This window comes from Paenisporosarcina sp. P4_D4 (assembly GCF_056401835.1).
In genome coordinates this window covers 1-2,075 of the sequence record NZ_JBFUIO010000234.1, presented here as the reverse complement: position 1 = coordinate 2,075, position 2,075 = coordinate 1, and the positions used below count along the sequence as shown (strand labels likewise).

The following is a 2,075-nucleotide window of genomic DNA, read 5'->3' as shown; positions in this document are numbered from 1 at the left end:
ATTCGATACTATCTGTAATAATACTTGCTAACATCAAGTAATACTCATCAGATACAGGCTTCTCTTCTTCTGTTAGGGATACGGATTCAACCTTGGTATCATTCCCCTCAGCTCCAGCTTCAGGACTCAATGTTGCATTCAATTCTTCCTCTGTACATGCAGACAATAATAATACTGATAATACACCAACTAATAAAAAACTCTTCGGCAACTTCTTCTTCATTTTAAATCCTCCAATTAGGTTTATATTTTATAATTACAATTTGAAATTTCAATTTATTGTATTATATCATAATCATACCCAATTGTGTGACTAATTAGACGATTTAAAATGAAGAAATATTATAATTTATTTATGGTATTATAATTTAATTTTTAGTAACTAACTTAGCTGAGATAAAACACTCAATCAGCAGTCTCGAAAGGGGAGGTCAAGACTGCCTTTCAGTGTTTTAGAATATATCATCCAATTCATCATCTGTATCTTTAATTACGTAAGTCTGGCTGGTTTCGCTTGACTCATGGTTTAAAAGAGATTTTACCTTGTCGATACTCATTCCATGATTCACAACCATATGTGTCGCTCTGGATCGTCTCAAACTGTGAGGAGCGAATCCTTCAGTGTTCATAATAGGATTAAACTTGTCAGTAAACCAAGAATTAAATGCAGCAGGGGATAGGGGTTCTACTCTTCCATCTTTGTATTTACGAACAAAAATTTCATCTACATCATCTTCTCCACGTTGTTCTAACCAATCTAATATAGCATTTCTTACTATATCATCATAAGCAAGTTTAATTCGCTTGCCATTTTTCCCTTTGCCCTTACCTCTAATTTCAGGAGTCATGTAATAATCCTTCTCCTTAATTTTTGGTAGCTCTAGGAAGCTCTTTTTAAACTGTGCAACTTCTGAACGTCTTGCTCCTGTGTAATAACTTGTTATTAGATAAGCAACCATTTGCAATTCATTTTGATCTCTTAATGTTTGGAGGAGTAGTTCAAATTCTTCTAATGGAATAGCTTTCTTCTCTCTTACAAACTCTTTAGGTGGATTGGCAACTGCCTTAGAATAAATGTTGCGAAACAGAGGATATTCATCTCCATAATACACTTCTAAATAGCCACACAAACTCGATACGGCTGAACGCTTAAACTTAACACCATTAGATGATAATCCAGCACTCATTAAATTATTTTGATACTTTAAAGCATCCCTTGCTTTCAGCTCATACAAAGGCTTGTTCATGCAATGCTCATGTACCCATGTAAAGAACACTGACAACGCTGAAGCATATTGTTTAAGCGTCTGGTCTGAAAGTTGTTGTTGATCCAAAAATTCTTTCATAATCATTTGATTGAATGGATTGATTTTTTCTTTAAACTCTAATTTAGGCATACTGATTAGTCTTTTCGTCATGTATTCACATCCATAATTTATTTTATAATTTACTATTTAAAAGAAGAATAATTTATTTCCTATTTAACCGTAAATCCTCTTGCCATTAATGCAGTCTTTAATGCTTCTAACAATTCAGTTGGATTAGCATTTAATCTGTCCACTGTTTCTTGTGCAAACGGACGAGGCTCTGACCATTCACCAACAGGATTGTTCCATAATTCTTTGATTCCATATTCAATCATGTCACCAATGAATTTACCTTCCATTGAATCTGCACCTTCAGTTAAGTTTTCAAAGGTAAGAAATACTTTACCGTCTCTAATTCCGTAGTCTGTGATGAAATAATTTCTCTGATCTGACAATCCATCCTCATCTCCACGTCTCTGATATTGAGTAGGCTCATAAGCACCGTATACAACATCTACAACTGCCTGTGACATTGTTTCAGCTAATATCCGTTCAATTGAAGCATCACGAGATAGAATCTGCATGACATTCTTCTGTAGATACAATTCCAACTCATCAAGATTATTGAACTTCTTAGCCATTAGACTTCAGCCGATTCAAGTTTCTTCTTGATGACAGGAGACTCAACTGAAGATAAAATTTGCTCACGAGTATGCTCATCTAATTGTGCTATTTGGTCGATTACTTGTACGAATGATTTAACTTTGT

3 protein-coding genes are annotated in these 2,075 nt (G+C 34.3%); all 3 read right to left on the bottom strand.

All coding sequences use genetic code 11. The annotated features are described in order from the left end of the window. The coding region (locus AC1DSL_RS17525; RefSeq protein ID WP_477533209.1) for a hypothetical protein at positions 1-223 on the bottom strand (223 nt) is incomplete at its 3' end. Between the two features lie 229 nt (positions 224-452). Next, positions 453-1,418, bottom strand: a complete 966-nt coding sequence (locus tag AC1DSL_RS17520; RefSeq protein ID WP_477533208.1) for a tyrosine-type recombinase/integrase — start codon at positions 1,416-1,418, stop codon at positions 453-455. Between the two features lie 59 nt (positions 1,419-1,477). Next, positions 1,478-1,948, bottom strand: coding sequence for a hypothetical protein (locus AC1DSL_RS17515; RefSeq protein WP_477533207.1), 471 nt, complete (start codon positions 1,946-1,948; stop codon positions 1,478-1,480). Between the last annotated feature and the right edge of the window lie 127 nt (positions 1,949-2,075).